Origin of the sequence: Streptomyces sp. NPDC001796, from assembly GCF_042892355.1 — a bacterium.
GTDB lineage: Bacteria > Actinomycetota > Actinomycetes > Streptomycetales > Streptomycetaceae > Streptomyces.
The window spans coordinates 1-25,155 of record NZ_JBIAUC010000007.1; the positions used below are offsets into that span (position 1 = coordinate 1).

29 protein-coding genes, 1 tRNA gene and 4 pseudogenes are annotated in these 25,155 nt (G+C 68.1%); 15 read left to right on the top strand and 19 right to left on the bottom strand.

Annotated elements, in window-relative coordinates; all coding sequences use genetic code 11:
* The 9 genes and pseudogenes from repSA to ACFYZE_RS16265 all read right to left on the bottom strand — a co-directional run.
* Positions 1–383, bottom strand: a pseudogene (gene repSA / locus ACFYZE_RS16225) (replication initiator protein RepSA); the annotation flags it as partial.
* Positions 376–561, bottom strand: coding sequence for a hypothetical protein (locus ACFYZE_RS16230; protein WP_388993499.1), 186 nt, complete (start codon positions 559–561; stop codon positions 376–378). The gene ACFYZE_RS16230 and the pseudogene repSA, both read right to left, overlap by 8 nt.
* 91 nt (positions 562–652) lie before the next feature.
* The gene (locus ACFYZE_RS16235) at positions 653–970 is read right to left on the bottom strand and encodes a SpdD-like protein (RefSeq protein ID WP_388993502.1); all 318 of its coding nucleotides are present in this window, start codon (positions 968–970) and stop codon (positions 653–655) included.
* Between the two features lie 24 nt (positions 971–994).
* Positions 995–1,150, bottom strand: coding sequence for a hypothetical protein (locus ACFYZE_RS16240; RefSeq protein ID WP_366024575.1), 156 nt, complete (start codon positions 1,148–1,150; stop codon positions 995–997).
* A gap of 8 nt (positions 1,151–1,158) precedes the next feature.
* Positions 1,159–1,350 (bottom strand): mobile element transfer protein, encoded by a 192-nt coding sequence (locus ACFYZE_RS16245; protein WP_388993505.1) that lies wholly within the window; start codon positions 1,348–1,350, stop codon positions 1,159–1,161.
* A 21-nt stretch (positions 1,351–1,371) separates the two neighbouring features.
* Positions 1,372–2,046 carry a DUF2637 domain-containing protein gene (locus ACFYZE_RS16250; RefSeq protein ID WP_388993508.1) on the bottom strand — a complete coding sequence of 225 codons (675 nt, stop codon included), beginning with the start codon at positions 2,044–2,046 and terminating at the stop codon, positions 1,372–1,374.
* Positions 2,046–2,252: a hypothetical protein gene (locus ACFYZE_RS16255; RefSeq protein ID WP_388993511.1), complete on the bottom strand. Its 207-nt coding sequence runs from the start codon at positions 2,250–2,252 to the stop codon at positions 2,046–2,048. The genes ACFYZE_RS16250 and ACFYZE_RS16255 overlap by 1 nt, the downstream gene beginning before the upstream one ends.
* 81 nt (positions 2,253–2,333) lie before the next feature.
* Complete coding sequence (locus ACFYZE_RS16260; protein ID WP_388993514.1) at positions 2,334–3,689, bottom strand: FtsK/SpoIIIE domain-containing protein; 1,356 nt, start codon at positions 3,687–3,689, stop codon at positions 2,334–2,336.
* Between the two features lie 2 nt (positions 3,690–3,691).
* On the bottom strand, positions 3,692–4,048 hold the full coding sequence (locus ACFYZE_RS16265) for a hypothetical protein (RefSeq protein ID WP_388994366.1): 357 nt from the start codon (positions 4,046–4,048) through the stop codon (positions 3,692–3,694).
* Positions 4,049–4,205: 157 nt separating this feature from the next.
* Here ACFYZE_RS16265 and ACFYZE_RS16270 point away from each other — a divergent pair, with 157 nt between their 5' ends.
* Positions 4,206–4,937: an XRE family transcriptional regulator gene (locus ACFYZE_RS16270; RefSeq protein ID WP_388993517.1), complete on the top strand. Its 732-nt coding sequence runs from the start codon at positions 4,206–4,208 to the stop codon at positions 4,935–4,937.
* Positions 4,938–4,965: 28 nt separating this feature from the next.
* Positions 4,966–5,436 carry an NUDIX hydrolase gene (locus ACFYZE_RS16275; RefSeq protein ID WP_388993521.1) on the top strand — a complete coding sequence of 157 codons (471 nt, stop codon included), beginning with the start codon at positions 4,966–4,968 and terminating at the stop codon, positions 5,434–5,436.
* Here the strand turns inward: ACFYZE_RS16275 and ACFYZE_RS16280 are convergent.
* The 4 genes from ACFYZE_RS16280 to ACFYZE_RS16295 all read right to left on the bottom strand — a co-directional run bounded on the left by ACFYZE_RS16280 (position 5,424) and on the right by ACFYZE_RS16295 (position 8,339).
* Positions 5,424–5,984 (bottom strand): HD domain-containing protein, encoded by a 561-nt coding sequence (locus ACFYZE_RS16280; RefSeq protein WP_388993524.1) that lies wholly within the window; start codon positions 5,982–5,984, stop codon positions 5,424–5,426. The two genes, ACFYZE_RS16275 and ACFYZE_RS16280, sit on opposite strands and share 13 nt — an antisense overlap.
* Before the next feature lie 394 nt (positions 5,985–6,378).
* Entirely contained in the window at positions 6,379–6,852 is a 474-nt protein-coding gene (locus ACFYZE_RS16285) for a hypothetical protein (protein ID WP_388993527.1), read from the bottom strand.
* 494 nt (positions 6,853–7,346) lie between these two features.
* Positions 7,347–7,619 carry a hypothetical protein gene (locus ACFYZE_RS16290; protein WP_388993530.1) on the bottom strand — a complete coding sequence of 91 codons (273 nt, stop codon included), beginning with the start codon at positions 7,617–7,619 and terminating at the stop codon, positions 7,347–7,349.
* Between the two features lie 399 nt (positions 7,620–8,018).
* Positions 8,019–8,339: a helix-turn-helix transcriptional regulator gene (locus tag ACFYZE_RS16295; protein WP_388993533.1), complete on the bottom strand. Its 321-nt coding sequence runs from the start codon at positions 8,337–8,339 to the stop codon at positions 8,019–8,021.
* 1,193 nt (positions 8,340–9,532) lie between these two features.
* Here ACFYZE_RS16295 and ACFYZE_RS16300 point away from each other — a divergent pair.
* From ACFYZE_RS16300 to ACFYZE_RS16310, 3 genes are all read left to right on the top strand, one after another.
* Positions 9,533–9,603 (top strand) — tRNA-Ser (locus ACFYZE_RS16300).
* Between the two features lie 1,378 nt (positions 9,604–10,981).
* The gene (locus tag ACFYZE_RS16305; protein WP_388993536.1) at positions 10,982–11,422 is read left to right on the top strand and encodes a hypothetical protein; all 441 of its coding nucleotides are present in this window, start codon (positions 10,982–10,984) and stop codon (positions 11,420–11,422) included.
* 546 nt (positions 11,423–11,968) lie between these two features.
* The gene (locus ACFYZE_RS16310) at positions 11,969–12,154 is read left to right on the top strand and encodes a hypothetical protein (RefSeq protein ID WP_388993539.1); all 186 of its coding nucleotides are present in this window, start codon (positions 11,969–11,971) and stop codon (positions 12,152–12,154) included.
* Between the two features lie 379 nt (positions 12,155–12,533).
* On the opposite strand, the gene ACFYZE_RS16315 is transcribed toward ACFYZE_RS16310, so the two are convergent.
* Entirely contained in the window at positions 12,534–12,941 is a 408-nt protein-coding gene (locus ACFYZE_RS16315; protein ID WP_388993542.1) for a DUF6416 domain-containing protein, read from the bottom strand.
* A 189-nt stretch (positions 12,942–13,130) separates the two neighbouring features.
* Positions 13,131–14,000: an IS5 family transposase gene (locus tag ACFYZE_RS16320; protein ID WP_388993545.1), complete on the bottom strand. Its 870-nt coding sequence runs from the start codon at positions 13,998–14,000 to the stop codon at positions 13,131–13,133.
* A 450-nt stretch (positions 14,001–14,450) separates the two neighbouring features.
* On the opposite strand from ACFYZE_RS16320, the pseudogene ACFYZE_RS16325 reads away from it, so the two are divergent.
* From ACFYZE_RS16325 to ACFYZE_RS16355, 7 genes and pseudogenes are all read left to right on the top strand, one after another.
* Positions 14,451–15,172, top strand: a pseudogene (locus ACFYZE_RS16325) (IS5 family transposase); the annotation flags it as partial.
* 213 nt (positions 15,173–15,385) lie between these two features.
* The gene (locus ACFYZE_RS16330; protein WP_388993548.1) at positions 15,386–16,084 is read left to right on the top strand and encodes a class I SAM-dependent methyltransferase; all 699 of its coding nucleotides are present in this window, start codon (positions 15,386–15,388) and stop codon (positions 16,082–16,084) included.
* 116 nt (positions 16,085–16,200) lie between these two features.
* Complete coding sequence (locus ACFYZE_RS16335) at positions 16,201–16,740, top strand: GNAT family N-acetyltransferase (RefSeq protein ID WP_388993551.1); 540 nt, start codon at positions 16,201–16,203, stop codon at positions 16,738–16,740.
* A 223-nt stretch (positions 16,741–16,963) separates the two neighbouring features.
* Positions 16,964–17,284, top strand: coding sequence for a GYD domain-containing protein (locus ACFYZE_RS16340; RefSeq protein ID WP_388993554.1), 321 nt, complete (start codon positions 16,964–16,966; stop codon positions 17,282–17,284).
* A 211-nt stretch (positions 17,285–17,495) separates the two neighbouring features.
* Complete coding sequence (locus ACFYZE_RS16345; RefSeq protein ID WP_388993557.1) at positions 17,496–18,686, top strand: NAD(P)/FAD-dependent oxidoreductase; 1,191 nt, start codon at positions 17,496–17,498, stop codon at positions 18,684–18,686.
* 10 nt (positions 18,687–18,696) lie between these two features.
* Positions 18,697–19,635, top strand: a complete 939-nt coding sequence (locus ACFYZE_RS16350) for a sigma-70 family RNA polymerase sigma factor (RefSeq protein WP_388993560.1) — start codon at positions 18,697–18,699, stop codon at positions 19,633–19,635.
* A 74-nt stretch (positions 19,636–19,709) separates the two neighbouring features.
* Positions 19,710–19,846, top strand: a pseudogene (locus ACFYZE_RS16355) (DNA-binding protein); the annotation flags it as partial.
* Between the two features lie 143 nt (positions 19,847–19,989).
* Here ACFYZE_RS16355 and ACFYZE_RS16360 read toward each other — a convergent pair.
* Together ACFYZE_RS16360 and ACFYZE_RS16365 are read right to left on the bottom strand one after the other, a co-directional pair.
* Positions 19,990–20,253: a hypothetical protein gene (locus ACFYZE_RS16360; protein ID WP_388993562.1), complete on the bottom strand. Its 264-nt coding sequence runs from the start codon at positions 20,251–20,253 to the stop codon at positions 19,990–19,992.
* Positions 20,250–20,978 (bottom strand): hypothetical protein, encoded by a 729-nt coding sequence (locus ACFYZE_RS16365; RefSeq protein ID WP_388993565.1) that lies wholly within the window; start codon positions 20,976–20,978, stop codon positions 20,250–20,252. Before ACFYZE_RS16365 ends, ACFYZE_RS16360 begins: the two co-directional genes overlap by 4 nt.
* A gap of 56 nt (positions 20,979–21,034) precedes the next feature.
* Between ACFYZE_RS16365 and ACFYZE_RS16370 the strand changes: the two are divergent.
* The 3 genes and pseudogenes from ACFYZE_RS16370 to ACFYZE_RS16380 form a co-directional block, all read left to right on the top strand.
* Positions 21,035–21,349, top strand: a pseudogene (locus ACFYZE_RS16370) (RraA family protein); the annotation flags it as partial.
* Positions 21,350–21,578: 229 nt separating this feature from the next.
* Complete coding sequence (locus ACFYZE_RS16375) at positions 21,579–22,250, top strand: L,D-transpeptidase (RefSeq protein ID WP_388993567.1); 672 nt, start codon at positions 21,579–21,581, stop codon at positions 22,248–22,250.
* A gap of 93 nt (positions 22,251–22,343) precedes the next feature.
* Positions 22,344–23,303 carry a D-2-hydroxyacid dehydrogenase family protein gene (locus ACFYZE_RS16380; RefSeq protein ID WP_388993570.1) on the top strand — a complete coding sequence of 320 codons (960 nt, stop codon included), beginning with the start codon at positions 22,344–22,346 and terminating at the stop codon, positions 23,301–23,303.
* 17 nt (positions 23,304–23,320) lie between these two features.
* On the opposite strand, the gene ACFYZE_RS16385 is transcribed toward ACFYZE_RS16380, so the two are convergent.
* Positions 23,321–23,818: a DUF5949 family protein gene (locus ACFYZE_RS16385; protein ID WP_388993572.1), complete on the bottom strand. Its 498-nt coding sequence runs from the start codon at positions 23,816–23,818 to the stop codon at positions 23,321–23,323.
* A gap of 269 nt (positions 23,819–24,087) precedes the next feature.
* Positions 24,088–25,077, bottom strand: coding sequence for a helix-turn-helix transcriptional regulator (locus tag ACFYZE_RS16390; protein ID WP_388993575.1), 990 nt, complete (start codon positions 25,075–25,077; stop codon positions 24,088–24,090).
* Positions 25,078–25,155 lie beyond the last annotated feature (78 nt).

The window sequence follows — 25,155 nt, forward strand, 5'->3', positions numbered from 1 at the left end:
AAGGAGGGGGCGGTGAGGGTGGCGAAGACGCGAGGGTGGTCGCGGACGGTGGCGGGGATGTCGCGGCGGTCGTCACCCGCGAGGCCCGCGCGGATCAGGTGGTAGGTGTCGCCCGCGTACGTCCAGGCGCAGGCCGGGCAGCGGGAGGCCCGGCGGTTGCCGCAGGCCACGCGGAGACGTCCGCCGGGCTCGTTCTCGGTGCTGTAGTGGTGCAGGGTCTCGCCGGTGACCTTGTCTTTGTGGAGGACCCAGCCGCGCAGGTGGATGGGGTCGGCGCAGCCACCAGTGCGGCGGATCTGCTCTTCCCAGCGGGCGTAGTCAGGGGCCGAAGCCACCCTCAGCAGGTCGCCAAGGGTGGTCGGGTTCAGCAGCAGGTCAGGCACGGGCACCCTCCCGGTCACGGCGGGCGGGAGCGGTGCCGGTGCCCTGGCAGGCCGGGCAGTCGGCCGTGATGGTGCGCAGGTGCCCGCGGCGGTCGCGGCCGCCGACGGTGATGGCGACGGAGGCGAAGCCGTCGCAGTTCGGGCAGATGCGGGGCGAGGGTGTGGCGCGGTCGGTCATGCTGGGTGTTCCTTCCGGTTGCGAGATCGGTTGGGGGCGCGGCTTCCGGGGCGGCGGAGACTTGGCGGTTGACGGCCGCCCCGGGGGCCGGTCAGCGGTGCTTGGCGTCGGCGTTGATGAGCGAGCGGATCACCAGGGCGCAGATGGCGACCGAGGCGCCGGTGATGGCGACCGCGAGGAGCATGGAGACCAGGACTGCGCCGACGACCAGGACCACGGCGGTGCCGCCGCCGACGAGGGCGAGCGCGGCGCCGGGGGTGAGCTGGACCGTGGGCCGGGACGGCACCGGAGCCGCCGGGGCGGGCGGAGGGGTCTGGGCAGCCGGGACGACGGCGGTCGGCTCGACCACGGCGAGCGGGGTCACCTGGCCGGTCGGCGTGGGATTGGTCGGAATCTTCGGGCGGAACATCAGGGGTTCTCCCTTCCGGGTGGGCTACTTGATGAGCGCGTTGATGGCGGGGGCCAGGACGCTGTCGGCGAGGAGGAAGCCGCCGAGCAGGAGCACGGCGATGAGCCACCAGGGCGGGCGGATGAGCTTGACGCCGAGCCATCCGACGACGAGCAGCGCGAGCCAGAGCGGAACCTGCACGGGGCCTCCTAACGGACGCGGCAGCGGTGGGTGCGGGCGGCGAGCTGAGCGGCGGACTGGCTTGAGTAGTCGGCGGACCAGCCGCAGCGGTCCGCGGTGCACACGGCGGCGTGCTTGGTCCGGCCGTTGCGGTCGCGGTGGGTGCCGATCTGCACCGGGCCGATGCTCATGACGGAGTGGAAGTGGTCGCGGGCAGGCATCGCGGCGGTTCTCCTTTCGGGTCAGGCGATTTGAGTGGCGATGGCGTCGGCCAGCTGGGGCGGGACGCCGAGGCGTGCGCGGAGGGTGTCGGTGTCGATCCGGGCTCCGGTGCGTGCTTCGTGGTCGGCGGCGACCTTCCGGGCGTGCTCGACCAAGGCGGCCGGGACCGGCACGGCCGGTGCGGCGGGCGGAGGCGGAGCGGCAGCGGGCAGCGCGGGGGTCTCTTCGATCTCTGCCTCCGGGGACATGTCCGTTCCCGCCTCGCGGGTCGGTGCGTCAGGGACGGGTTCCGGCTCGGCGGCGGGTGCCGGCGGAACCGTCTCCCGGTCCGTGGCCGCTGAGTGGGCGAGGAGGGTGCCGCCGAGGAAGGCCAGCGCAGGCCATCCGGCGACGCCGAGGCGGAGCAAGGCGGGCGGGTTGGCCAGGTCGAGGAATCCGGCGGTGGCGACGTTGGCGCCGAGGGAGGCGAACAGGGCGATCAGGAACCAGCACCAGGCCAGCCGGGACGGACCGTCCGAGCGGAGCCGTCGCCAGGCGGCGACCAGGAGCAGGTCGACACTGATCGGGTAAGCCCAGGCCTTCCACCCGCTCTGCCCGGCAGCGGCGGCCAGGTCGTGCAGGTGGGCGAAGGACAAGGCCCCGGCGATGACGGCCTGGACCAGGACGGCGTCGACGCGCAGGGCGGGGCGGGCCATCAGGAGTCCTCGCCGGGGTAGGCGGGGCCGTCGTTGGGGTCGTAGCCGGGCGGGAACATTCCGGGCGGCGGCTCGGGCAGCGAAGCGGCCAGCGACGGGCCGATGGCCTCGATGAAGCTCTGGTCAGCGCCGGTCGTGTGGGCGTAGTGGCCGAGCTGGAGGAGCAGGAACACCGTGCGGGCGAAGTCCTCGCGGTGAGGGCACATAGCGGGGCTCTCCCTTCGTCAGACATGGCGGGGGTAGGGACCTGGCGCGAAGCGGTCGCGCCGACCATGGGGAGGGGAGGGTCAGGCCGTCGCGGGGGCTGTCTTGGTCAGCGGCACCCGGGCCGAGGGCAGCAAGGCAACCGCGGGCCTGTAGGCCGCCAGCGCGGGCAGGTCGGGCGTGCGGTCGGCGTACTTGTTGCAGATGTTCACGGCCTGCCGCAGCGAGGTGTGCGGGGCGCGGATGCGGTGCCAGCCACCGGTGGAATCACCCGCGATGGCCACCCCGCGCATCTCAGCCGGGATCTGGATAGCGGCCAGGACAGCGTCCGGGGAGATGTCCCCGAAGGCCATGTTGGCCGAGGTCTCGTCGTTGACGCGGTGGGCGGTGCGGCCGGTGAGCTGCGCGCGGAGCATGGTGATGCCCTTACCGAGTTCGGAGCCGAAGCGCTGCCCGCAGATCTCCAGGTAGATGCCGGCCGCGCGGCCGAGCTGAGCGAGCCGAACCAGGGCGGTGATGATCCGGTCCCTGCGCTTCTCCTCCTCCTTCGTGGTGAACAGGGACAGCTCGGCGACCTCGTCGACCAGGACCACGACCGGAATCGGGCGCAGGTCCTCGGCCAGGTCCCAGATGTCGGCGGCGATCTCCGCATCCGGCACGGCCACGCTGATGCGCTGCTCGGCCCGTATGAGCTGGTACACCTCCTCCATGTGCGCGACCAGAGCTTCGAGCACCTCCAGCGCGGTGTCCGGGTTGTCGGCCAGTGCGGAGAAGCGGCGGGCCAGCGGGAACAGCTCGACCCCTTGCTTGCAGTCGATCCCGACCAGGGCCACGTGGTGCGGGGCCAGCCCGGCTACCAGGTTGCGCTGGTAGACGGACTTGCCGGACTCCGTGGCACCCAGAGTCAGGCCGTGGGGGACGGCCCGGTAGTCGCGGTAGTGGACCGAGCCGTCCTCCCGCAGCGCGACCGGGATCCGCATCGGCGCACGGTCGACCTTGGTCGGCATCTGCACTCGCTTGAGCACGTCGTAGCCGGTCATCCGCACCTCGACCACACCCGAGCGCACCTCGCGGGAGGTCACGCCGTACATCGCGAAGGAGTGGCGCAGCCGGTCCGTGGCGGCCGAGACGTCGAAGGCGTCCTGTCCAGGCCGCAGCTTCAGCCGCAGCACCAGGCCGGTCCGGGTCGGTCGGAACCGCAGGATGCGCGGCGGGCGGGATTCCGGCACCGGGCGGTTGGTCATCCGGGCCAGGGCCAAGCGCCAGCGGGAGGGCGGGACGGTCAGGCCGCAGGCGTCCATGACCGAGGCGTAGCGGATCAGGACCCGCAGCGTGGCGAGGGTGACCCCGAAGGTCAGCCAGTACCAGGCGGGGCGCCGCCACCGCAGGAGACCCGCAGCGGCGACGACCACAACCACAGCGACCATGAACCACGTCATGATCAGGCCGCCTTGGACGCCGAGCCGGTGGCGGCCAGCGAGGTGACGGCGACCGCGCGGAAGGCGATCCCGTGCCGCTTCTGGCCGTTGAACTCGTTCTCCCACGGCCGGGCGATCAGACCCGTGAGGGCGACGGGCGTGCCCATGGCCAGGTCACCGGAGATGCCGGTCTCCGGGACGGTGATGGACAGGATCTCGACCTCGTCGTTCGCCGCGAACATCACATCGACGGTCATCAGCTTCGCGCCGGTCTCGGTGTCCGTGGCGATCTCGCCGGTACGGCGGTCGCGGACCTTGGGCTGAGGGGTCTTGGCGACCATCACGGTCGCGGCGGTGGTGTCCACGGGGATCTGACGCATCATCTTGTCTCCTGGCTGACTGAGTCGTTGGCCGACGTACCGTCGGTGAAGCCAGGAGACCGTGAGAGTGGGTGGACGCATCACCGTCCCCATGGACGTTTAGGGACGTCTGAGGTATCGTCAAAACGTCCTCAGCGTCCCGAGGAAGGGCACGTTCATGGCGAACGAGCGTCTGCGCGCGGCGATTTCAGCGAAGGGCGAGACGATCCAGTCCGTTGCCGAACACGTCGGAGTGGACCCCAAGAGCGTCGAGCGGTGGATCACCACCAACCGCACCCCGCACCGTGGGCACCGCTGGAAGGCGGCGAGCTTCCTGGGAGCCGACGAAGTCTACCTCTGGCCGTCAGTGGAGCAGCAGGCGGAAAAGGCCAGCACCTCCGAACTGATCACCTACTACCCGCACCGCGGCGCGGTTCCAGCTCCGCTCTGGTCGTCCCTCATCGAGAAGGCGAAAGACCAGGTCGACATCCTCGTCTACGCCGGACTGTTCCTCTTCGATAACCACCCCGACCTGCCCGACCAGCTGGCCGAGAAGGCGAAGGCCGGCGCCCAGGTCCGCATCCTTCTCGGCGACCCCGACTCCGAAGCAGTCCGCCAGCGCGGCGAAGAGGAAGGCATCGGCAACGACCTGGCCGCACGCGCCCGGATCACCCGCCGCTACCTCGAGCCCGCCATGTCGACTCCAGGCGTCGAAGTCCGGCTGCACGACACGATCCTCTACAACTCCATATACAGGTTCGACGAGGACGTTTTGGTGAACCCGCATGTACTGGGAGCTCCCGCCGGGCAGAACCCGGTGATGCACTTCCGGTACCTCCCCGGAGCGCGGACCTTCCGGCACTACATGCGGAGCTTCGACTACGCATGGGAGCAGGGCCGGACGGCATAGCAGGCCCGGGACGTGCAACGCTGAACACATGGCCCGTGTCGACTACTTCAACGATCCCAACGCCCCGAAGGCGAACAGCCTCGTCCCGTCCGTGACCGCCGTTGCCCGCAACGAGGCCGGAAAGGTCCTGCTGATCCACAAGACCGACAATGACCTCTGGGCCCTGCCCGGCGGCGGCGTCGACCTGGGCGAGTCGGCCCCCGACGCAGCCGTACGCGAGACGAAGGAAGAGACCGGCTTCGATGTGGAGGTGACCGGCCTCGTCGGCATCTACACCAACCCCGGGCACGTCATGGCGTACGACGACGGCGAGGTCCGCCAGCAGTTCTCCATTTGCTTCCACGCCCGCATCATCGGCGGCGAGCTGCGGACGAGCAGCGAGAGCAAGGAAGTCGCCTTCGTCGACCCGAGCAAGCTGGACGAGTTGAACATCCACCCGTCCATGCGCATGCGGATCGAGCACGGCCTGGCCGACCGAGCAGAGCCCTACATCGGCTGATGGAGCATGCGGTCGCGAGTCCGCTCGACAGCGCCACGGAGGTAGGGCCGTGCCTTGCTGATCGCGTTGTGCACCTCCGAGCCCGGTTCGTAGCGGACCAGGATCTCGTCGATCCGGGTATCGAAGTCGAACGACTGTCCGGCCGGGCCGGTTGTCATGTCGGCGAAGATCAGGGCGTCCAGGACCGGGGAGTCCTCCCGCTCGTAGACGGCCAGCTCGGCCGACAGCCCCCGCTGTTCCGCCTCGTACACGGCCCCGGAGTGGTGGGCGACCAGCCGCACCAGGCGCGCCGGCGCACCCAGCGATTCGAGGTAACGGGCACCGTCGAGGGGATGGAACCCCGTATCGCGCAGCTCGGGCGCATAGCCGATGTCATGCAGCCACGCGGCAGCGACGAGGAGATCCCGATCCGCCTCGGACACAGCCGCGGCAGCCTCACGAGCCCGAGCAGCCACGGCCTGAGTGTGCAGCCAGCGGTTCCCGAGCGGAGGTAGCAGGGACTCGGCGAGTTCGGCCGATCCCTGAGGCGTGTCCAGTGCAGAAGGCATGGATGGAACGGTAGCCGAGTCGAGCTGTGAGCCGACAGGCCATGATCCGACGATTACCGATCATGGTGCGGTAAGACTTTCCCTACGTTCATCAAGGCCCGCGCACGGCGCGGGCGCGCGCCGCCTTTGCGGCGCGGCCTGCCTCCTGTCTTCGCCCCGGCTGGCCGCGCCCGGCGGCGCGCTGCGTGCAGCGGGCAGAGCAGAGGAAACCCTCTGTGGCTGAGGCCGGTCGGCTCCACGACTTTAGCCAGCCACTTTGGCGCGAGCCTCGCAGATCATGGCCCCAACGTCGTGCTTTACCGGGCAGGTGCACAGACTGCCCGACGCGCCGGAAGCTTACGGGGCCATGATCACTCGCGCCAAAGCAGCTCCAGGCCAAAGTCGTTCCGCCGACCTAATTTGCGCTTCCCTCTGCATCTCCGCCTAGCCGACCGAACGACCATCCTGCAATATCAATCAGCCTACCCCTCCAAAGCATTCCGTTGGCGGGCAGGGGAGATTGCCCCGGATGAAACACCTTGGCCTTTCTGAGGTGAATAAAACCGGTAGTGGTCGCTTCGAGTATAGCCTGCTGAAATCGTGGCGCTAGAGACTCTGCCGCAGCCTCGGCTTTATCCTGCTCTTCCTTCTCTTCTTTCAGGGTGTCTTTGAAAGAAGAGAAGAAGTAGGCCCAAGGATTTTCATCCGAAGGAGTCTCTAGCTCTTTCTCGTAAGTCTCAAACCACAGCCAGTTGGGAATTAGTTGGCCGCTGATAACCAGCCCGCCAGTGGTCAATACCAACCAAGGGCCTCCGATGTCTTCTTTGGAGGCATTGAGTAGGTTGACCAGCGTCACCAGCGAGTAGTCCAGGTCATCCCGGGCAGACATGTTGATCCATTCTGTCTAGCGACTTTCCGCGTGCCGGTGTACTAGCCTGCTAAGCTTCGCGTTCCGTGCTTGCGTGTCAGCGGTGAGTAGGTCGTGTCCCGAATTCAACGCGTATCGCGCCCTTACTGAGTGGCTCAACGACCTGAGTCGCTCAAATGAGACGGAAGTCGTTTCATTTGGCGCGGAAGTGATAACCACGGGCCCGGTATCTTGGGTCGGTGTCGAAGATTCGTCGGCTTTGGCTTTTTCGAGTCCCTGCTGCACCCATTGACGCATCAACTGGGTTACCGGAATGCCGCACCTGGACGCTACCTTGCGGATCTCAGACATTGTGGACTGTTCCATTCGGATGGAACGAGACACCATCGGCATGCGTGAAGGTTCGATCGGCACTTCTTCGCTGTCTATATCAGCTAGACTGGTCGACTCGAACAGTTGTGCCAGCCTCTCAAGATCTTGAGGGCTTTCCGCCTGTGGCTGCATTTCCTGATCACTCATTTTCCCGCCTTCCTGAAAGTTGCGCGCTCCCTTGCGTCCATGTCTCGGGCCGTCACGACGTAGTACGAATTCCTACCTCTAGGGGCTAGAATGACTATGAGGTATCGGCCGCTGTGCGTTATTCCAAGCACTGCATATTTGTCATCGCGTACACGCCGCGCTTGAAGGGGTTTCGTCTGGCAGGCCTCCTCAACCTCGTCGGCAGTCACGCTGTGTCCGGCTATGTGCTGCTCGTTCCAGTCGTCCCAGATCAGCTCGTCGACCCGCACGCGGGGACCGTACCACGGTCGTACCACGCCTGCGTATGACGGAAACGCGTGCCGAGGTGATCGTCATTCCCGGTACTGCTCGCCAGGTTGCCCAGTAGTTGCAGTGGGGCAGTCCAACCAGGCGGGGCCGGATGCTCTGGGCAGCGGCCTAAATGTCGAAGTCGCCGCTCTTTGGGCGGCCTGAGAGCGGTCCTGGTGCCGACCCTGAGCCGTCGCTGGGCCGTCCGCCGAGGCTCCCCGAGGCCGGCCAACTGCGACCGACAGCGACAGACGAGCCCAAGCCATCGGCAGCGAAACCGCAGGTCGGAGCCCCTCGAGCATGCGCGTTTCCGCCCAGGGCTGCCGCACGGCAAGAGGGGGTGTTCTTGCCCTATTCCGCTTGCGTACCCGATCGACCGGTCAACTACGGTGCTCGGAACTGCCGCCTCGGAGCCACTCCTCGATGTCGCTTCTCTGCCAGTACAGGCGATACAGCAGCCGATGCGGTGACGGGAACGGTCGCTTCTTCGGCCCTCCACGCGCCAGCCAGCCGGTAATGGTCTTGGGATTGACGCGCACCAATGCCGCTGCACCAGCGGTGTCTACCCACACATCATCGGCGTCCAGTTCCGGCAACCCAAGCAGGCGGCCGGCCGGGACAGGCCGAGAGCCAGCCAGGGCCTCAAGGAGCGCCTGGTGCTGTGCAGCCAAGGTCACGCGGACTCCATCAGCTTCAGCCATTGCGCCATCGTACAGTTTTAAGACTGCAACGCCGGGCGCTCTGCACCGCCCTAGGTGATCTCCGGTTTTGAAACTGTCCGACTTATTCCGATACTTGGCGTTGATCGACACCAAGCTCAGAGAGGACAGAAGCCACCTGGTCGTCAGGGATTCGCTGAAGTAGTTGCCGCTTCAGCGCAAGCGTTTCACGCTTGCGCTTGTGGTCAAGGATGTCGCGGATGATGCACCGCAACACCCATCCAACTCCAGGAATCGCTCCCAACGAAGCCAGGCCACCAAGGATTTGCACCTAGGGCTCCTGGGATATAGAGGCTGGTTAACTCGTTCCAGCCGTATAAGTGTCACCACTCATCACGAGTGCATGAGAATGGGTCACGGAGAGGCCCGAAACACGTTCGGGCAACCAAAAAGGCGGAGACTTCTTGCTGTCCCCGCCTTCTAGGCATTCGCGCACCCAAAGATGGCCTACACCTCAGGTCGCGGAGAGGTTCAGTCAGGTCGAACCGAGTCCGTGTCTGCATACATGACATCTGGAGACGAGCTATGGAGCAGATGCCCGCGGTCGCTCCAACCCGGCGAACTCATGTCGTTTCTTGGCTAGCCGAGGATGCGCGGCGCTTGCGCTGCTCAATCAGCGCCTGTACGTGGTAGTCAGCGAAGAGGTGGCCTTGTTGGTCCGTGAGGACCGGTACTAGCTTCCCTCGACGAACCCACTGCAACACGGTTAGGTGCTGCACACCACACCGACGAGCTACCTCGACAGTGTTGATCAACTGTCGTGGACGAACGTTAAAGATCTCGTCGCTTGCCCTGGTGGTCATAGCCCTCCAGACATGCAAAAACCCTCCGCATCCGCGAAGGGTGATGAGTTTAGGCGCACTTGTGCTGCCTGCAGGAACTATGACAGGACGCCGCCGATGATCGCAACAGCCCCCCGGGCAGGTCGGCGTGATGGTGCAGGCTGGGCCGTCTCTGGGCCGTTCGAGATCACTCGACGCCGACCAACAACGACAGAAGCCCACGGCATCTGAGCTGGTCAGAGCCGTGGGCTTCGTCGGATCCGCTGGTCAGCGGAAGGGGCCATCAGTAGACCGGCTACTGAGAGCCGTCTGCGGGTCTCACGAAGGCGAGTCGAATGCGTGTCGAAGTCGGCAGGCAAGCCGCCATCGGGCCGAGCGACTGCCCAGGTCAGAGCCCTGTTATGGGCAAACGCACAAAGCGCCTTCTAAGCGCTTGGCCGCAGGTTCGAGTCCTGCCGGGGGCGCACGTTTCTGCCCTCCCTTCGGGGAGGGCTTTTTGCTGGTCAGGGTGGGTGCAGGTCTACGCAGAAGAGCGCCGGACCGCTCCTGGTGGTCGCGGTGGGAGTCCGGCGCTGTCCGGCTGTCACCGGTTTCCTGCGGGTGGCTGCGGTGAATACGCGGAGAAGTTCTCCGGGCACCGTCAGGCCGTTCAGGCAGGGCGGAGAGGTAACCGCGAGCCAAGGTCGCTCTCGTCCCGAAGCTGCTTCGAGATGCACAGGGGCAGCTCCGACCGTGCGGTCACCCGGCGGCCGGCACGGCCCCCTCGCCGAAGGCAGCAACGTCCTGTGGCGCCATGTCCCCACGGAGGCGGATGAACCGCACCGGATGCCGCCCAGGCTCCCCTGTCCTGGGCAGTGTCCACGTCGATCTCCGCGACCAGCGCTGGCTCGACGAGGACGACGTCGAGTGGTGTCCGGGACGCCCAGGACGTGGTGAATCGCACACCCTCCCACGTGTGCCCAGGCCCGGCAGCGGTGAGCCTGCCGGCGACACGCCGGGCCGACTCAGGGGACAACTGGGTGCTACGGGCGACCAGATGCAAGGCTCCGTCCTGGTCGTAGCGGCCCATCAAGAGGCTTTGCGGGCGGGGCAGGGTGCCGGTGATCGCCCCGACGATGCCCTCGGTCGTGTTCCTGCGGCGGATCTTGTACCAACCCCGAACGCCCGGGAGGTACCGCTGGTCCCGCCCGCGGATCACCAGCCCCTCAAGGCCTGGCACCTGCGTCCAGGAGGCCAGCCACTCCTGTGCAGTCCGGACGTCGCTTGTCTCGGGGCACAGCGTCCACGGCGTAATCAGCCTGTCGATGATCACCGCCGGACGACCGCGGAAGCACGCCTACTTCTGAATGGTCACCGGCCGCCAACACCGTTTTCACACGTGGCCCAAAGGTTCCTCTCAGGGGCGGCTGACACCGTCGGCGTGGACACTGCCTGACTGGGAGAAACGCCATCATGAACGCTTACGACCCCACAACCCCCCATGAGACGAGCGCGACGTCAGGGCCCTCGGTCGCTGGGAGTTCAGGCGGCGCCGTACGGCGATCGCTGACGAGCACAAGAAGTGGAGGGATCGGGGCCGCTGCGCTCATGTGTGCGGTGATCGGACTTTCCGCCGGTTGCGCCACGTCCCCCCCGGCAACGGCCGGGTCCCCCTCGGCAACGACCGGGTCCGCCTCAGCAGCAGGGCACCCCAGGCCTGGAGGGAGCGGCTTCCCTGGCGGTCCCGGAGCCGCCGGCGGAGGATCCAACGCTCGGTCTGGACCGGCCCCAGGGGGAGTAGCTGGCACAGTCGCCAGCACGTCCAAGGCGACCTTCACACTGTCGACAGCAACGGGTCAAAAGGTGACCGTCGACGAGGCGTCCTCCACGACGTTCCAGAAGGGGACGAGCTCGGCCTCGGCGAGTGCCGTTACAAAAGGCGAACCCGTCCTCGTCATTGGGTGGGCCAGCAGTTCGACCATCACGGCCACGCAGGTGACCGTGCAACCGACTGGCGGCGTATCTGCAACTTCCTCGGCGATCCCCTTCAAACAGGGTTCACCGGCCGTAGACAAGAAAGTCGGTCAGATCCCCGCGAACTACACAGAGGGGGATGGAACGCTCGTCATCGGAACGGCAGCGACTAAGGCGACGGAAGCTTCGCTGACGTCCGCCTACTCGGGGGGCGTCGTCGACCGTGTTGTGAAACTGAGCAACGGCGAGTACGAGGTCCACAACATCGGCACGCAATGGCCGCACCACATTTTCGTCAACCAGGACTTCAAGTTCGTTGGCGCCTTTTAGCCGTCGAGGTAGAGCGTCGGTGAACTTCGTACGATCAACTCGCCTGAAAAGCGGAAGGTCGCCCAAACGAAAGTCTCGGTGGCCTGCTTAGCATCCGGCCACTCCTGCAGGTCGCGGCTTCGCGAGCTAAGCCGCAGTTCCAGAGAACGTTGACATCAACGACCACAGACAGCGGCAACATCCAGCAGCCACGTGCGGCCCCTATGGGTGCGGTGGACCGCGACCACGCCGGAGTGAGATCGAACTTGTAAAGCGGCGGTCGGTGCGGTTGCTGTACAGCAGGGAGGTACAGCAACCACCGCAACCACTCACGACTACCAGCGGCCCCAAGTGACCGTGTGACGTGCCCAGCAGACCTCATTGACCGCCATGCCCATGGTTCGCATCGAGGGGCGTCGATCCCGGTCGGCGGGTTGCCTCGGCCATTAAAACTGCTCCATCCGAGCGGTATCGGGCTGCCAGAACTGCGGAGGGAATCAGGCTCGACGGTCGCCGTAGTACGGTTTCCGCTCCCGTGACCAACATAATTCACTGGGGAGCTGACGCATGGCCAGCTACGAAGAACACTGCCAAGCCGCGAGCGATCTATTGGCATCGATGAAGCTCGGAAAGCTGTCCTCGTATGAAGACCGTGCCAAGGCCGCACAGGTCGAAGCCCTACTGGCACTCGCCGCAGCCGTCGCCGGCAGTCAGACGGGATCGTCATTGCAACCGCCACAGTGGGAGCGGTAGCTGGGCCGTCCGGAGCGGACCACCTAACCACGAGTCCTCCGGGCCCGGGACAGACCGTGCCGCCTACCGTCGCCCGTAGCTGAACCAGGCGGGGTCTCCTGACATCCATGGCTGACATCAACGGCACTGGACTCGAGCGACTTCGGACGGCCATAGGCGTTAGCTCAAGCCCTGCGCCAGCCGACCGCTGAAGGGATGGGATCGAACTCCTAAAGCGGTGCTCATACACGAGCGCCCTCCGGGGCCGCCCTGGGGCCGTGGAAGGGCACTCAATGGTGACCAACGTCGACAACTACCGACAGCTCAGCAGCAGGTCAGAGCGTTGATCGATAAGGCGGCCGCAGGTCGCGGCCGCGCGGATCAGTTGTGGCTGTGCAGATCACACAGCGCCGAGCTGAGCGGCCAGGAACACCGCTGCCACCGAGGGGCGGACCGCGTACGTTGCGCCCGCGCTCCCCTCAGAAGCCTCCCACCAGTAGAACGGAAGCCGCCGCTCGCTGTTGCTGTGTGCCTTGCTCATCCCGGACAGCACCCCTGCCACGCGCCGCGCCGGGTCACTCTCGTTCGGCCCGCCCAGGGCCTTGTCCACCAGCTCCGTGCAGTGGATCCTCCGGCCAGGGTTGCGCAGCAGGTGCTCGAACACTTGACGGGCCTGCAGCGCGAGTTCAGCCGAGAAGGTTGCGGCGCGCTCCAAGTCCTCCGGACCCCATTCCGGGGCACCGTAGTGCCCCTCTTCGCCAGAGTGCTCAGCCCATCGCGGATCAACCTCTGACAGATACTCCGTCATGCCCGCCCCCAAGAGTTAGTCCCTAGCGTGTGTGTCGTTCGCACCGTACAGATCGGCCAGGACGCTGTGTGTCGAATCCGTGTCGAAGTTCTACTGGCAAGCCGCTCAGCTGAGGAAGAGCCACAGGTCAAGAGGAGGGCGGAGCCCAGCCACAAGGTGCCGTCTCAGAGGTCGTTTCCTCCCGATGTTTCATCCCGGAATTGGTGTTTGATCCCGGGACGTCGGGTCGCGCCAGGAGATGGTGGCTTCGCCGGTGAGGCGGCGGGCCATCAGGTCGGTCATGGCGAGGTGGATCATGGCTTCCGAGCGGGCCGGGAGGGTCTCGTAGTCGCGGGCCAAACGGCGGTGGAACATCAGCCATCCGTAGGTCCGCTCCACGGTCCAGCGTTTGGGCAGCGGAGTGAAGCCCCTGGTCCCGGGGGTGCGTTGGACGATTTCCATGTCGATGCCGAGGGTGGCGGCGTGCTCGACGAGGTGCTGGCGGTAGCCGCCGTCGACCCAGACTTTGCGGATGCCGGGGTGTTCGGCGGCGACCTGGTCGATCAGGTGAGTTCCGGCTGCGGAGTCCTGCACGCTCGCGGCCGTGACCAGCACCGCGAGCAGCAATCCGAGGGTGTCGGTGACGATGCTCCGCTTGCGGCCCACGATCTTCTTCGCCGCGTCCGTGCCCTGTCCGGCGGCCGGGACGCTGGTGGAGGTCTTCACGCTCTGCGCGTCGATGACGCACGCGGACGGCTCCGCACGCTTGCCCTCCTGCTGCCGTAACAGCCTGCGCAGTACGCCGGTGAGCTGGGCGAACACACCCGCCTTCTGCCACTTGGCGAAGTAGCCGTACACGGTTTCCCAGGGTGGGAAGTCGTGCGGCAGGTAGCGCCACTGCACCCCGGTGCGGTCCACGTACAGGATCGCGTTCATGATCTCACGCAGATCGTGCTCGGGCGGGCGTCCGATGTTCAGCGCATGCCGGCGCCGCTCGGCCCGCCAGGCGCTCAGCACCGGCTCGATCAACTCCCAGCGGGCATCTGACAGATCACTCGGATACGGACGTCGTTCAGCCATGACTTGGACGTACCGCCGGCCAGGGGCGTGCGCCCAGGCGCTTACCGCGAGCGGCGGGAGCACGTCCCATACGACCGGCGTCTTGGGATGAGACGGGTGCAAGCCACACTCCGTCCCAGCCGTCACCCCATCCGGCGCATCCGCCACATGCACCACACCAGGCCCGCCGGGATAGCGACCCTTCGTCAAAAAGCCCAGGGCAAAGCACACATCACAGGTGAAAACGACCTCTCAAAGAGCGTTTTGTCCCGGCGAGGCTGTTTGGTGGCGTTTCGGGGGACGAGCGGATCTACGGCTGCTGAGGCGAGAGTGGTCAACGCGAGCTGTGCGACAGGAGACTCCATAGCTCTGCCCGTTTGAGTCGAGTCGCTCCTGTCCGATCCCAAAGCGCCCCCGGCTGAAGCTGTTTGCGCCCTGCAGGTGCGTCGTGCCCGACGGTACTACCGAAACATGACGCAGCACCGCCCGTATCCCAGCGACCTCTCCGACACTCGCTGGGAGTTGATCGGTCCCACCCTCACCGCCTGGCGGGCCGAGCGCAGAGGCAAGGGCCTGGACATCGGCCGCCCGCCCGAGCACGACCTGCGCCGCATCATGGACGCCATCCTCTACGTCGACCGCACCGGGATCCCCTGGCGGTACCTGCCGCACGACTTCCCGCCGTGGGAGACGGTCTACGGCTACTTCACCGCCTGGCAGAAGGAAGGCATCTTCGACCAGCTCAACGGCCTGCTGCGGCGCCTACTCCGGGAAGCCGAAGGCCGCAACGCCGAGCCGAGCGCCTGCGTGCTGGACGCTCAGAGCGTCAAGACCTCCGCCAACGTCCCCACAGCCGACCAAGGTATTGATGCAGGGAAGAAGATCGCAGGTCGCAAGCGCCACATCGGCGTCGACACCCTCGGCCTGCTGCTGGCCGTCTGGGTGACTGCTGCCAGCGTCTCCGACAACGCCGGCGGCATCCACCTGCTCTCCCAGATCTCCGCCACCAGTCCTCAAGTGACCAAGGCGTGGACCGACACCGGCTATCGCACCAAAGCCATCGACCACGGCGCCCGCCTCGGCATCGACGTCAGGTCGTCCAACGCGACCCCGGCGTCAAAGGGTTCAAGGTGATCCCCCGACGTTGGGTGGTCGAGCGGACCTTCGGCTGGCTGATACACCACCGCCGTCTCGCCCGCGACTACGAGACCCACTCCCACCGCTCCGAAGCCATAATCCACGTCGCGATGACCGCACCCGCCCGCTGGCGCGCTGCGTGCATGCGGGCAGAGATGGGAAAACCCTCTGTTGCTGAGGCCGGTCGGCTCCACGGCCCTCAGTCGTTCACCTCGAACGAGTCGATCTGACTCTGGGGTGTGCGCCGGGGTTGGTGCGAAGGTGACGGGATGACACGAGCAGAGACCGCGTACCACGGAGAGCTGGGCGAGTACTTCGCCGCCCTTGCCACGAACAACGCCTCCAACGCCCACACAGATCGGCCGGCCATGCTCAAGTTGGCCGGGGACGTTCGCGGGCTGCGGGTGCTCGACGTCGGGTGCGGGGCCGGTCACTACGCGGCCGAGCTGCGGGATCGTGGGGCGGCGGAGGTCGTCGGGGTGGAGGGCAGCGAGACGCTGCTCCGCGCCGCGCGCGAGCGGCTCGGGGACGGCGTCGAGCTGCACCAGCATGACCTGGAGGAGCCGCTGGCGTTCCTGAAGGACACCTCGTTCGACCTGGCGGTGATGGCACTGGTGTATCACCACGTGGAGGCACGCGAGCAGTTGCTCGCCGAGCTGCGGCGCGTCCTTCGCCCCGGTGGCAGGCTGCTGGTCTCCACCACGCACCCCGCCGGTGAGTGGACATGGTTCGGGGGCTCGTACTTCGCCGACGAGCGTGTCGAGGCCCCCCTCGACGGAGGGTTCACCATCCACTACTGGCGGATGACGCTGGAGAAGTTCCTCGGAGAGCTGCTCGGGGCCGGGTTCGTGCTGGAGCAGCTGATGGAGCCGCGGGCAGTGGAAGAGGCCCGCGAAATCGATCCCCGCCGGTACGAGAGGACCCACACCGTGCCCTACTTCCTGGCCGTCCGGCTACGCCGCCCGTAGCCGGCTCCGGTTCGAGATCTTGTCCGGTCGTCTCTTGCGTGGCGAAGTGACCACGGCAACGTGTCTGCCTGCCGGTTATCCTCCCTTGTCCTGGACAAGTCAGGGAGGCCCCCACCATGAGCAGCACCAGGCCCTTTCCCGAGCGGATCGAGCTCTCGGGTGAGGGGCTCGTTCTCCGCGACTGGACGGAGGTGGACCTGGCCGCGATGCCGGAGTTGTTCGACCACCCCGACATCGCGTACTGGACACCGATCGTCTCCCCCTTCGACGAAGCGGCCGCCCGAGCACGGTTGGTCCGGGACCGGCAGCTGCGGGCGGAGGGCACGACCATCCTGCTCGCGATCACCGTCGACGGCGGCGCACCGCTCGGCGAGGTGATGCTGCGGCGTACCCGGGAAGGCGCAGAGCTCGGTTACGCGGTCGGCCCGGCGCACCGCGGCCAGGGGCTGGCGGCGCGGGCGGTGCGGGTGATGGCTGCTTACGCCTTCGAGCAGCTGGGCGCGAGGCAGGTGATCCTGGAGCTTGAGGCCGAGAACGCCGCCAGCGTCGCCGTGGCCACCAAGACGGGCTTCACACTGCTCGACGTGCCGCTGATCAGGGGGGAGGAGAAGGGCCGGCCCTACGCCCTGCAGACGTGGGGTATGAACCGCCCCTGACCGACCGGCCGTATGCCCCACTGGGGCCGTGACTGGAGCCGTGCCCATCAGGAGGTGTCTCCTCCGACAGGCCCTTCGCTGATTCAGGTGCTGTCGTGCTGTCCCACACATGCACGTGCCGATGTGCCTTACGAGTGAATCCAGCCGTTCGTTGCTTGGCAGCCGACGTGACAGCGGGAAGGCCATTCTGCACACCGGACAAGTGACGGGCAGGGAGCGCCCTATGCCGAAGTTCCTCATCCAGTCCACCTACACGCCCGAGGGGACGAAGGGCTTGCTCAAGGAAGGCGCCAGTGGCCGCCGCGCCGCCGTCGAACAAGTCGTCGCCGGCCTCGGCGGGACGGTCGAGGCCATGTACTTCGCCTTCGGAGAGGACGACCTCGTGTGCATCCTCGACTTCCCCGACCCGGTCTCCATGGCTGCCGTAAGCCTCAGCGTCAAGGCCAGCGGAGCGCTCCGCACCCGGGCCACTCCCCTCCTCACCGTCGACGAGATCGACGAGGCTGCCCGCCGGCAGGTCACCTTCCGCCCTCCCGGCGCGTAAGCCAAGGCGGCCTGGCCCGGGAGAGCTTGCAGACACGGCACAGATCGTGCAGACGGCACAGATCGTGCGGGCAGAGGACTCCGGGGCCCAGACACCTTTCGGAGGCTCAGCCACTCTCCTGGTACGGGTGACCCACGTCACACCCGGCTCCTGTCAGCAATCGGGGCGCCGTCTCGTTCAAGGGGCACGCGAACGAGACAGGAGCATCGCCATGAAGCACCGCATCGTCGTACTCGGCGCCGGATACGCCGGGGCCTTCGCCGCCGGAAACCTGGCCCGCCGGCTGTCCCCCGCCGACACCGAGATCACCGTCGTCAACGCCGTGCCCGACTTCGTTGAGCGGATGCGGCTCCACCAGCTCGCGATCGGCCACGACGTCGCGTTCCGCAAGCTCGCCGACGTGTTCGCGGGCACCGGGGTGCGGCTGCGCCTGGCGCGCGTCACCGGCGTCGACCCCGAGCGCAGGACCGTCGCCGTGACCGGCGAGGACGGCGACGGCGAGCTCGCGTACGACACCCTTCTCTACACGCTCGGCAGCTCCGTGGCCCACCACGGCGTGCCCGGCGTGGCCGAGTACGCCTTCGATGTGACCGGCCGGTCCTCGGCGCTGCGTCTGCGCGAGCGTCTGGCCGGCCTGGGTGAGGGCGGCACCGTGCTGGTCGTCGGTGAGGGGCTGACCGGCCTGGAGACCGCCACCGAGTTCGCCGAGTCCCGGCCCGACCTCTCGGTCGCGCTCGCCGCCCGCGGCGAGCCGGGCGCCTGGCTCTCCCCGAAGGCCCGCCGCCACCTGCGCCAAGCCTTCGACCGGCTCGGCATCACCGTCCACGAGCACACCTGCATCGAAGCGGTCGAGCCGACACGGGCAATAGCCGCCGACGGTACTGCCATCCCGGCTGACGTGATCGTGTGGTCGGCCGGGTTCGCCGTGCATCCCATCGCGGCGGCCAGCGGCCTGGAGGTCGCCGAAACCGGCCAGATCGTCGTCGACCGCACCATGCGCTCGGTCTCGCACCCGGACGTCTACGCCGCCGGTGACTGCGCCTACGCGATCGGCGAGAACGGCCGGCCGCTGCCGATGTCCTGCGCCTCGGCCGGCTTCACCAATATGCAGGCGACCGCCGCGATCATCGCGCGCCTGACGGGCAGCCAGGTCCCGACCGTCGGGCTGAAGTACCACGGCAACCACATCAGCCTCGGGCGGCGGGACGCGATCTTCCAGATGGTGGACGAGGACGTCCGGTCGAAGGACTGGTACCTGGGCGGCCGGACCGCCGCGTGGCTCAAGTCGGGCATTCTCAAGGGGTCCGGGTGGAGCATCGCCCACCCGACCTTCGGCATGCCGAAGCGCAGGCGCCGCCTGGTCACCGCGCCTGACCGGGCCGGTGCGAAGGTCGCCGCATAGGCTCCTGCGCATGGACAGCGCAGCCATCGATCGATTCGAGGCCGGCCGGGGCCGGCTGGCCTCGCTCGCGTACCGTCTGCTCGGCTCGGCCGCCGACGCCGAGGACGCCGTGCAGGACGCGTTCCTGCGCTGGCAGGCCGCGGACAGGGCACGCATCGAGGTGCCGGAAGCGTGGCTCACCAAGGTCGTCACCAATCTCTGCCTCGACCGGCTCCGCTCGGCGCAGGCCCGCCACGAGCGCGCTGTCGGAGACTGGATGCCCGAGCCGCTCCTCGAGGGCGACCCGATGCTCGGTCCTGCCGACACCTTCGAGCAGCGCGAATCGGTGTCCTTGGCCGTACTGACCCTCATGGAGCGCCTGTCTCCGGTCGAGCGGGCCGCTTACGTCCTGCGCGAGGCCTTCTCGTACACCCACGCAGAGATCGCCGGGATCCTCGACATCACCGAGTCCGCGAGCCAGCAGCACGTCCACCGGGCCCGGCGCCGGGTCGCCGCCGAGCGCCGCGGCGGCGACGAGGTGGATCCCGCGTCCGCGCGCCGGATCGTCGAGGAGTTCCTCGCCGCGGCCACGTCCGGGCGCACCGAACGGCTGGTGGCGATGCTCACCGCCGACGCGACCATGGTCTCGGACGGCGCCGGACTGGCCAGGCGGCTGCTGCGGTACAAGACGCGCGAGCGCATCGCCTCCTACGTGCGGGCCGGCTTCAAGCCCACTCCGGCGAAGCGGCGGTTGGCCGGCGGCTCCCCCGCGATGCACATCGCGCTGGTCAACGGCTCCCCGGCCGTGCTCGCCGTGATCGACGACCGGGTCGTGGGCGCCGTGGCGTTCGAAGTCAGCGACGGCAAGGTCGCGTCCCTGCGCGGCATCGCCGCCGCGGACCGGCTCGCGCGCCTCAACGAGGCCTGGCAGCAGCACGAACCCGAGGCGCCGGTCATCAACGCATGGTGACCGGGCTTCGGCCACCGGTTCCGTCCTCGATCTCGGCCTCCCGCCGGGCGTGCCGTGGTTGTTCCCGCGCACCTCACGGCCACGAGCACGCCGTCGACGCCATGCTCGGCGCCACCGCCCTCGCCGCCCCCGGACCGGTCACGGTCCTCACCTCGGACCCGGAGGGCTTGACTGCGTTGTGCGGCGGACGACCACCGTGATCAAGGTCTGACCCAGCCCCTCGTCGCCGGGCAGCGCCCGGCATCCACGCCTCCCGGGAGCCGGCCGGTGCCTGGTATGTCGACACGGTTGCCGACGAGCTGAAGGACGTCTGCGCCAGGTGATCCGCACGGGGACGGGCCGGCGGAGCCGTGGTCAGAACAGCCATACCCCGAAGGCCGCGACCGCCATGCCGACGGCGAGGATGACGGCCGCCGTGACGGTGAGCGGAAGCAGTTGCCTGCGTCGGCGCGGCGGATCGAGGCCGCGCCATGTGCTGCCCGCCGCGTAGACCCCGACGAGCGCGATCACACAGCCGAACACCACGGCCAGCAGCCCGAAGAACTTCGCCCAGGTGTAGGGGTGGTCAGGGTTAGGGGTCCAGACCGCGGCCAGGTCGGTGGCGCTCGGTACTCTCACTCGTCCTTCTCGTCCTTCTCGTCCTTCTCGTCCTTCATCAGGTCCTGCAGGTCGGACTCGATACCGGAACCGGCGGCGTAGACACCCGTGTTGAGGGTGGTGCCCACGGTGTTCCTGAAGGCGCCGTCCGCGAGTTTCCCACGGTCGCCGAGGTTCTCTCCGCCGAGGCTGCCGTGCTGCTCCAGGGCATGGTTGACGCCGTGGTTCTGGGCGTTGCCGAAGGCACCCGTGGCGGCGTTGGTGAGCGCGTCCTGGCCGATCGTCGACGGGTCCTGGCCGGCGATGACGTCGGCCGTGAGACCGCCCGCGACATTGCCGGCCGCGCCGTTGACGGTCGTACCGAGGAGGCCGTCGCCGCGCAGGATGTCGCCGGCCGTCCCGGTCAGGCGCGCTCCCGCGGTTCCGGCGGCCGCGGTGAACGCCGCCGTGCCGGCCGCGGCGCGGCTGCCGGCGGTGAGGTCCGCGCCGACGGTCACCGGCCGCCCGTCGACGGCCTGGTTCAGCATGAGGCTGCCCGAGTCCGCCGCGAAGTTGGTCACGAAGCTCTCCAGCCCCGTCTTGGTGAAGCCCGCGGTGATCCTGGCCACGGTCGTGAGGACCCGCTCCAGGGTGGCGACGGTCTCCGCGCTGAGCCCCGTGAACCGCTCCAGGAGAGCGGCCACCTTCTCCGCCGCCGACGTGAACAGCTTGACCAGGTCCACGATCCTGGCCACCCGCTCGGCCACGGCCGTGTTGGCGACGAGGTCGGAGAGGAAGCCGGTGAAGAAGGACAGTGCGGCGCCGCGATCTCGCCGAGGTCCGCGCCATGGGCTTCCCTGTCTTCGCCCGGGGCGTCATCCCCGTCCCCGGCGCCAAGTCGGTCGTGGAGCCGCTCAACGTGGAGGTCCGCTGCGGCGGGGTGCCGGTGCGCGCCGGTGACCTGGTGGTGGCCGACGAGGAGGGCGTCGTCGTGGTCCCCGCCGCCCGCGCGGACGAGGTGCTCGCCGCGGCCCGGGCCAAGCTGGCCAAGGAGGCCGCCGAAACCATCGACGCGTGGGAGGAGGCTCACCGCGCCCGCGTCGACGCGATCCTGCGTGCCCAGGGCTTCGAGGGCTGACGGCACGCCTGACGGGCCGTCGGAGGCCGAAGGGCACCGTCCCGGGAGTGCCGCCGGGGGCATTGGGGTGATGCCCCCGGCGCCTCCGTTTGACAGGAACGGGAAACGTCAACTGGTTCCCCGTCGACGCACGCCCGGGAATTCCATGGGCCCGGTACCGAGAGGGAACCTGATGGCACGGAGGAAACGAATCCCCTTCCGTTGGATTCGCATCTGGGCCACAGTGGGCATGGCATTTCCCATCACGCTCGCCGCCACCTCGGCTTCTTCGGCCACGAGCATGCCTCACATCCGCCCCGCCGACGACGAAACCCCGGAATGCCGGCTCACCACGGGGCCTTTTCAACGGCAGGTGGAGAAGTATCTGGGTCTGCTCGAGGACGGACAGCAGTCCGCGACGGACTGCGCGGCCATCCAGAAGATGCAGCAGAAGTACGAGATCGATCCGGCGGACGGGTATGCCGACCTCATCAGCTACCGGGCCGCGACCGCGGCCTGGGCCGCGGCCCACAAGAAGTCCCTCACCGGATGCCCCAGCGGGGCGAAAGTCGCGGTCTGCGTGGACCAGAACCGTCAGCTGCTGTGGGTGCGGAAGAACAAGAAGATCGTCTTCGGCCCCGTCCCCGCCCGTACCGGCAGGCCCGGATACGCGACCCGCAATGGCCGGCACAAGATCTACCGGCGCGTGAAGGACTTCTGGTCGACCCAGTTTCCCGGCCCCATGCCGTACAGCCAGTTCTTCGACCGCGGTGAGGCCCTCCACGCGAGCCGCCGGCCGATTTTCGAGGACCCGGGATCGCACGGGTGCGTGAATCTCCGGTACGACGACGCGAAAGCGCTCTGGTCCCTGCTCCGCATCGGTGACAGCGTCTACCTCTGGGGGACCAGGAAGGGAGAGTAGTCACACGGCGAATTCCCGGGCAGCCGTCCACAGGGCCACCAGGCCGCCGTACCCCGTCCGATAAGGTGCCCCCGTTGATCAAAGGGGGCTGACATGCGGCTTCGCTGTGCCGTGCTCGACGACTTCCAGCAGATCGCGACGACCGTCGCGGACTGGTCACCGATCGGGGACCGGGTGGAGGTGGTGTCCTTCGCCGAGCACTTCGGCGACGAGGACGCCCTGGCCGCGGCGCTGGCGGGGTTCGACATCGTGGTCACACTGCGCGAGCGCGTGCCGTTCCCTGGCTCGCTGTTCTCCCGGCTGCCCCGGCTGCGACTGCTCGTCGCCTCCGGCATGCGCAACAGCGTCATCGACTACGCCGCCGCTGAGGCGCACGGGGTGACCGTCTGCGGCACGGAGAGTTCCGGCACACCGCCCGTCGAGCTGACCTGGGCCCTGCTGCTCGGGCTCGCGCGCGGCATCGTCGAGGAGAGCAACGCCCTGCGGCACGGCGGCCCTTGGCAGAGCACCGTGGGCGCGGACCTGCACGGACGGCGGCTCGGACTCCTCGGTCTCGGCAGGATCGGCAGCCGGGTGGCGCGGGTCGGGCTCGCGTTCGGAATGGAGGTCGCCGCCTGGAGCGAGAACCTCACGAAGGAGCGCGCGGACGAGGTCGGGGTGGAACTCGCCGGCTCCAAGGAGGAGTTGCTCGCGGCGAGCGACTTCGTCTCGGTGCACCTGGCGCTCGGTGATCGCACCCGCGACCTGGTCGGCGCCCGTGAACTGGCGCTCATGAAGCCGACCGCCTACCTCATCAACACCTCCCGTGCGGCCATCGTCGACCAGGACGCCCTGCTCGCGGCCCTGTACGAGGGCCGTATCGCGGGCGCGGGCGTCGACGTGTTCGACGTGGAGCCGCTTCCGGCCGACCACCCGATGCGCACCGCTCCGCGCCTGCTCGCCACCCCGCACCTGGGCTACGTCTCGCGCGACAACTACGCGACGTACTACGGCCAGGCTGTGGAGGACATCGAGGCATACCTGGCCGGTAAGCCGGTGCGCCGCCTCGGCTGATCGGCGGCCGCAGAGGGTCAGCCGCGCAGGCTGAGGGCGGGCACCAGTACGTGCGCGGCCGTGCTCAGCGTCTCCTCGGCGCCCGCGAACGCCGCCAGCCGCTCCGGCTCGACGGGCCTGCCGGGCGCGGCCTCGGGCCAGGGGCGGGTGGTGAACAGGAAGTAGGCGTGGCCGCGTGCGCGGAGGGCGGCGAGCCACTGAGGCGGCACGGTGCACTGCGCGTTCAGATAAGGCATCGTGACGACGGCCTGGCCCGCCTCGGCCAGCAGCGTCACGGGCAGGCCGGGGCGCTGGGTGCCGTCGATGAGCTGGTCGCCCGGGTCCAGCCCGTTGGCGCGCAACAGCGCCTCGACGGCGGCCGCCGAGCCCTCCGGACCGCTCTCCCCGTCGCCGAGGGAGTAGGCGAGCAGGTAGGGCATGTCCCCGCCGGGGGCCTCGCCGCTCCAGGCCAGGACGACGAGCGTGCCAAGGTCGGCGGGGCGGAAGGGGCGCGTTGCGCCGGAAGTTGTGGTCACCGCGGAACCGTATCGACGCCCCGGCGGGCCACCGGGCGCTTTCTCGCCCGACCGGGGGATGCGGATGGCGGCGACCACACGAACGAGGGACCCGGACGACTGGGGTCTGTCTTTCGGATCGGGTCGGCTCTGAGGACGGGTCCTCCGGAAGGCGGGTCCCAGTGCCCCTGCAGGCAACGTTCGCCCCGTCGCGACGCCCGGCCCTTGACGGGCAAACGTGACCGGCCGGGGCACTGGCTGCGCCATCTCATGACATTGGTTTCTCGCGTTCAGGCTTGGCGGGCGTAGGACGCGAGGCGTTCGGCGTGCGCGATGACGAGGTCGCGCAGTTCATCGGGGCGCTCGATGACGAACGGCCGGTCGAGTGAGGCGAGTACCGGAGGCAACCAGTCGAGCTGCTCCGCCCGCAGCTCGACGCGCAGCCAGCGCTCGGTCGCCTGGTGCTCGCCTGCCGCGGGCGCGTAGTCCTCCAGGCTCGCGACGCTGGCGGGAAGCTGGGCACGGATCTGCCCAACCGTCCCGTGGATCCGCAAGGTCACCTCGTGCCGGTACTCGGCTGTGGCGAAGGCTGACAACAGACGATGTGCCGGGTCGGGACCCGCGGGCGCTTCGAATGAGCCGGGCAGGGTTCGTGCGTCTGCGATGCGATCGAGCCGGAAGGTCCGGTCCTCGCCGATCCGGGCGTCCTGGCCCGTGACGTACCACCGACCCGCGTGGGCGACGACCCCGTACGCGTGCAACGTGCGTTCACTGCGCCGTCCGTCACGATCGGTGTAGCGGATCGAGACGGGTCGGCGGTGGCGCACCGCATCGGCGATGGTGAGCAGGACCTCGGCGTTCGGGGTGTCGAAATCACTGGGCTGATCCGTGAAGGCGACGGCTTCCAGGAGTGTGTCCAGCCTGCGGGCGATGTGCTTGGGCAGCACCCGCCGGATCTTCGCCGCTGCCGTCTCGCTCGCCGTGCGCTCCGTCGTCGTCAATCCCGCTCGGCGACCGGCGACCAGGCCGAGCAGCACGGCCAGCGCCTCGTCGTCGCTGAGCATGAGCGGAGGCAAGCGGTACCCGGGGGCCAGCCGGTACCCGCCGTAGCGCCCGCGCACCGATTCCACCGGCACGTCCAGATCGATCAGCTGGTCCACATACCGCCGCACGGTGCGCCCTTCGACGCCGAGCCGGTCGGCGAGTTCGGCCACCGTCCGGGTGCCGCCCGACTGCAGCAACTCCAGGAGTGTCAGCACGCGGCCGGTGGGTCGAGGCATGTGCACAGCCTAACGCGAAAAGGGGACGGATTCTGTCCACTATTTCTCCTAGCCTGCGACGCGCAGCGATTCCAGCAG

Excerpts from the sequence above, each read along its gene's own strand:
- ACFYZE_RS16230 (WP_388993499.1), bottom strand. The coding sequence starts at position 561 with ATGACCGACCGCGCCACACCCTCGCCCCGCATCTGCCCGAACTGCGAC.
- ACFYZE_RS16235 (WP_388993502.1), bottom strand. The coding sequence starts at position 970 with ATGTTCCGCCCGAAGATTCCGACCAATCCCACGCCGACCGGCCAGGTG.
- ACFYZE_RS16245 (WP_388993505.1), bottom strand. The coding sequence starts at position 1,350 with ATGCCTGCCCGCGACCACTTCCACTCCGTCATGAGCATCGGCCCGGTG.
- ACFYZE_RS16250 (WP_388993508.1), bottom strand. The coding sequence starts at position 2,046 with ATGGCCCGCCCCGCCCTGCGCGTCGACGCCGTCCTGGTCCAGGCCGTC.
- ACFYZE_RS16255 (WP_388993511.1), bottom strand. The coding sequence starts at position 2,252 with ATGTGCCCTCACCGCGAGGACTTCGCCCGCACGGTGTTCCTGCTCCTC.
- ACFYZE_RS16260 (WP_388993514.1), bottom strand. The coding sequence starts at position 3,689 with ATGACGTGGTTCATGGTCGCTGTGGTTGTGGTCGTCGCCGCTGCGGGT.
- ACFYZE_RS16265 (WP_388994366.1), bottom strand. The coding sequence starts at position 4,048 with ATGCGTCAGATCCCCGTGGACACCACCGCCGCGACCGTGATGGTCGCC.
- ACFYZE_RS16270 (WP_388993517.1), top strand. The coding sequence starts at position 4,206 with ATGGCGAACGAGCGTCTGCGCGCGGCGATTTCAGCGAAGGGCGAGACG.
- ACFYZE_RS16275 (WP_388993521.1), top strand. The coding sequence starts at position 4,966 with ATGGCCCGTGTCGACTACTTCAACGATCCCAACGCCCCGAAGGCGAAC.
- ACFYZE_RS16280 (WP_388993524.1), bottom strand. The coding sequence starts at position 5,984 with ATGCCTTCTGCACTGGACACGCCTCAGGGATCGGCCGAACTCGCCGAG.
- ACFYZE_RS16285 (WP_388993527.1), bottom strand. The coding sequence starts at position 6,852 with ATGTCTGCCCGGGATGACCTGGACTACTCGCTGGTGACGCTGGTCAAC.
- ACFYZE_RS16295 (WP_388993533.1), bottom strand. The coding sequence starts at position 8,339 with ATGGCTGAAGCTGATGGAGTCCGCGTGACCTTGGCTGCACAGCACCAG.
- ACFYZE_RS16310 (WP_388993539.1), top strand. The coding sequence starts at position 11,969 with ATGGCCAGCTACGAAGAACACTGCCAAGCCGCGAGCGATCTATTGGCA.
- ACFYZE_RS16315 (WP_388993542.1), bottom strand. The coding sequence starts at position 12,941 with ATGACGGAGTATCTGTCAGAGGTTGATCCGCGATGGGCTGAGCACTCT.
- ACFYZE_RS16320 (WP_388993545.1), bottom strand. The coding sequence starts at position 14,000 with ATGGCTGAACGACGTCCGTATCCGAGTGATCTGTCAGATGCCCGCTGG.
- ACFYZE_RS16330 (WP_388993548.1), top strand. The coding sequence starts at position 15,386 with ATGACACGAGCAGAGACCGCGTACCACGGAGAGCTGGGCGAGTACTTC.
- ACFYZE_RS16335 (WP_388993551.1), top strand. The coding sequence starts at position 16,201 with ATGAGCAGCACCAGGCCCTTTCCCGAGCGGATCGAGCTCTCGGGTGAG.
- ACFYZE_RS16340 (WP_388993554.1), top strand. The coding sequence starts at position 16,964 with ATGCCGAAGTTCCTCATCCAGTCCACCTACACGCCCGAGGGGACGAAG.
- ACFYZE_RS16345 (WP_388993557.1), top strand. The coding sequence starts at position 17,496 with ATGAAGCACCGCATCGTCGTACTCGGCGCCGGATACGCCGGGGCCTTC.
- ACFYZE_RS16350 (WP_388993560.1), top strand. The coding sequence starts at position 18,697 with ATGGACAGCGCAGCCATCGATCGATTCGAGGCCGGCCGGGGCCGGCTG.
- ACFYZE_RS16375 (WP_388993567.1), top strand. The coding sequence starts at position 21,579 with ATGGCATTTCCCATCACGCTCGCCGCCACCTCGGCTTCTTCGGCCACG.
- ACFYZE_RS16380 (WP_388993570.1), top strand. The coding sequence starts at position 22,344 with ATGCGGCTTCGCTGTGCCGTGCTCGACGACTTCCAGCAGATCGCGACG.
- ACFYZE_RS16390 (WP_388993575.1), bottom strand. The coding sequence starts at position 25,077 with ATGCCTCGACCCACCGGCCGCGTGCTGACACTCCTGGAGTTGCTGCAG.